This window comes from Terrabacter sp. P5_B1 (genome assembly GCF_056400505.1).
The window spans coordinates 1-3,357 of sequence record NZ_JBFULD010000399.1 but is presented as its reverse complement, the minus strand read 5'-3'; the positions used below and the strand labels follow the sequence as shown (position 1 = coordinate 3,357).

Below are 3,357 nucleotides of genomic sequence, written 5' to 3'. Positions count from 1 at the left end.
GCGCGTTGCTGCGCCGGGCGAAGGCTCGGGCCTGCGCCGGCGTCAGCGTGACGCGGAGCGAGTTGCGCCCCAGCGGTCCCACCTCGTCGGCGGGCTCGTCGGCGACCTCCTCATCCTCGTCGGGGTCATGGTCGTGGCACTCGATGACGACCTTCTGCGCGTCCTCGTCCCACGCCAGGGACAGGGTCTGCACGTGCCAGTCCTCGTCGAACGGCGTCTGCAACGGGTCGGTGTCCTCGGGCACGCCACCGGGATCGCCCGGCTCGGCCGCCGCGGCGGGTGCGAGCTGGTCGAGGACGTCGTTGATGCGGTCGGCGAGGATCGAGACCTGCTGCTTCTCGACACCGATGGTCACGACCAGCGGTCCGGTGCTCGCCTGGAGGTAGAAGGCTCGCTGTCCGGCGGGGCCGACCGTCCCGGCGACGAACCGGTCAGCGGGATCGAAGTCCTGGACCGTCATGCGTTCGACCCTATCCGACGCCACCGGCCGCGCCGGCGCCGCCGCCCACCACGGCGTCACCGTCCTCCGCCGCCTGCTTCTCGGCTGGCCGCAGGCCCGTGAGGTCTCCCCCGACGTCGTTGAGCCGCAGCACGAACGGCTTGCGRCTCGTGTAGCGCACGACGCTCACCGACGCGGGGTCGACGTTGATCCGCTGGAAGTCGTCGAGATGCGCGCCCGTGGCGTGCGACAGGATGGACTTGATGACGTCGCCGTGCGACACCGCGACCCACACCGCGTCCGTGCCGTGGGTCTCGAGGATGCGCGCATCGGTCTCCCGGACGGCGCGCAGCGCGCGGTCCTGCATCTCCACCATGGACTCGCCGGAGTATGCCGCGGAGTCCGGGAAGCGCGCCTCGCTCGGTCGGTCCTGCACGACCTTCCAGAGCTCCTCCTTGGCGAGCTCCGAGATGGGACGCCCGGTCCAGGCGCCGTAGCGGMACTCACCCAGCCCCGGGTGGACGCTGCGGGCGACGTGGTTCGGCAGCGGTGCGGCCAGCAGGTCCGCCGTCTGCACGCAGCGGTCGAGCGGCGAGCTGACGATCTCGACGACGGGCAGGACGGCCGCGGCCAGCCGCTGTCYGACGGCAGCGGCCTGCGCCTCGCCGGTCTCGTCGAGGAAGACGCCGGGCATCCAGCCGGCCAGCGTGCCGGCGGTGTTGGAGGTGGATCGACCGTGGCGCACGAAGAGAACGGTGGGCACGGTCGTCACCCTAGCCCGCGGCCCCGTCAGCGACGCCACCACCGGCATACGCCCCGACGTGCAGGCCACCGACAGGCGGACGTGGTGAAGTAGGGGCCGTGATCGTGGACAAGGCCATCTACCGCAACGGCCGGCGAGAGGGTTGTGGCGACCTCAGCGACGAGCTGGACGTGCTGCGCCTCACCCAGGACGGTTTCATCTGGATCGGGCTGAGGGACCCTTCCGACGAGGAGTTCGCCCTCGTCAACGAGGAGCTGCACCTGCACCCGCTGGCCGTCGAGGACGCCGTCACCGGCCATCAGCGAGCCAAGATCGAGAAGTACGAGTCGTCGGTGTTCGTGGTGCTCAAGACCCTGCGCTACATCGAGGCGACGAGCGACATCGAGACCGGCGAGGTGATGCTCTTCATCGGTGACCGCTTCGTCGTCACGGTGCGGCACGGGGAGGGCAACCCGTTGGCCGGGGTGCGCCAGCGGCTCGAGTCCGAACCGGCGCGCCTCCGTCATGGCCCGATGACGGTGCTGCACGCCGTGATGGACTCCGTCGTCGACAACTACACGGTCGTCGATCGCGAGGTGCGCCGGGACCTCGAGCAGATCGAGGAGCAGGTCTTCGCCTCGGCCACCGGCGGCGACGCCAACACGATCTACCGGCTCAAGCGCGAGGTCCTCGAGTTCCGGCGGGCCAGCCAGCCGCTCGCCGACACCCTGACACACTTCATGGACCCCTCCCGCAGCCACGGAGTGTCCGAGGTGCTGCTGCCCTTCTTCCGGGACGTCGCGGACCACCTGCGCCTCGTCAACGACCATGTCGAGTCCTACGACCGGCTCCTGACCGACGTCCTGTCCGCGCACCTCGCCAGCGTCTCGGTCAAGCAGAACGAGGACATGCGCCTCATCTCCGCGTGGGTGGCCATCGCGGCCGTGCCGACCATGATCGCCGGCATCTACGGGATGAACTTCCACAACGTCCCGGAGCTCGAGGTCAGCTTCCATATCGGCGGCAGGGAGTTCTACTACGGCTACTTCGTCGCCCTCGCCGTCATGGCGGGCGCCTGCCTGGGTCTCTACCGGGCCTTCAAGCGCTCGGGTTGGCTGTAGCGACGACGGACGGCCGGCTCCCACCGAGGTGGGAACCGGCCGTTCGCGTGTCAGGCGTCGTCAGGTCGCGCTGATGACGCCGGCCGCCAGGACACCGGCCAGCACGAGGCCCAGCGCGACGCGGTACCAGACGAAGGGCAGCAGGGTGTGGTTCGCGACGAAGCGCAGCAGCCAGGCGATCGTGGCGTAGGCCACGACAAAGGCCACCACGACGCCGACGAGGACGGGACCCAGCCCGAGGGCGGAGAGCCCGTGCCGCTCCTGGACCGCCTGGAACAGGCCCGCAGCCGTCAGCGCCGGGATGGCGAGGAAGAAGCTGAGGCGCGTCGCCGTGACCCGGTCGATGCCGCGGGCGATACCGGCAGAGATGGTCGCACCCGAACGGGAGACGCCGGGGATGAGCGAGAGACACTGCACGAGACCGATGACGAGACCGTCGACCGGGGTCACCGAGTGCTCGCCGCGCACGGCACCCCGCGCCTCGTAGCGCGCGTAGATGCGCTCCGCCACCACCATGGCGACGCTCCAGAGGAGCAGGGCGATGGCCACGACCCAGAGGCTGCGCAGCGCGCCGGAGATGAGGTCACGCGCGAGGAAGCCGACGATCCCGACCGGGATCGAACCGATGACGACGGCCCACGCGAGGCCGTAGTCGGGGTCCTTGCGAGCGGCGGCCGAACCCAGGCCCCGGAACCACGCGACGGCGAAGCGGACGATGTCGCGGAAGAAGTAGAGGAGCGTCGCAGCGATGGCACCGAGCTGGATGACGGCGGTGTAGGCCGTCACGGCCGGGTCGTTCACCTCGAGGCCGAGCAGCTTCTCGGTGATGGTCAGGTGCCCGGTCGAGGAGACCGGGAGGTACTCGGTGAGGCCTTCGACGACGCCGAGGATGACGGCGTCGAGGTAGCTGAGGTCAGCCATGGGTCAGGTGGGCCTTCTGCGCAGGAGGGACGGGACGGGGCCGCTGACCCGCTCGGGGTCATCGGCCGCGGAGCACAATGTCGCACCCTACCTGCAACGTCGGCTGGGAGCAGCGACCTCGAGAGGCGCGCGGG

The 3,357-nt window shown here is 70.2% G+C and carries 4 protein-coding genes; 1 reads left to right on the top strand and 3 read right to left on the bottom strand.

Translation table 11 applies throughout. The features are described from left to right. Both AC1DP0_RS19885 and AC1DP0_RS19880 read right to left on the bottom strand, forming a co-directional pair. Window positions 1-460 (bottom strand): DUF3090 domain-containing protein (locus tag AC1DP0_RS19885; protein WP_478087926.1); only part of this gene is annotated, 460 nt, incomplete at its 3' end. A gap of 10 nt (window positions 461-470) precedes the next feature. Then, the gene (locus AC1DP0_RS19880; protein WP_478087924.1) at window positions 471-1,202 is read right to left on the bottom strand and encodes an MSMEG_4193 family putative phosphomutase; all 732 of its coding nucleotides are present in this window, start codon (window positions 1,200-1,202) and stop codon (window positions 471-473) included. A 98-nt stretch (window positions 1,203-1,300) separates the two neighbouring features. On the opposite strand from AC1DP0_RS19880, the gene corA reads away from it, so the two are divergent. Further along, complete coding sequence (gene corA, locus AC1DP0_RS19875) at window positions 1,301-2,302, top strand: magnesium/cobalt transporter CorA (protein WP_478087922.1); 1,002 nt, start codon at window positions 1,301-1,303, stop codon at window positions 2,300-2,302. 60 nt (window positions 2,303-2,362) lie between these two features. Here corA and AC1DP0_RS19870 read toward each other — a convergent pair whose 3' ends face one another. Next, on the bottom strand, window positions 2,363-3,223 hold the full coding sequence (locus tag AC1DP0_RS19870; protein WP_478087920.1) for an undecaprenyl-diphosphate phosphatase: 861 nt from the start codon (window positions 3,221-3,223) through the stop codon (window positions 2,363-2,365). Window positions 3,224-3,357: the final 134 nt, after the last annotated feature.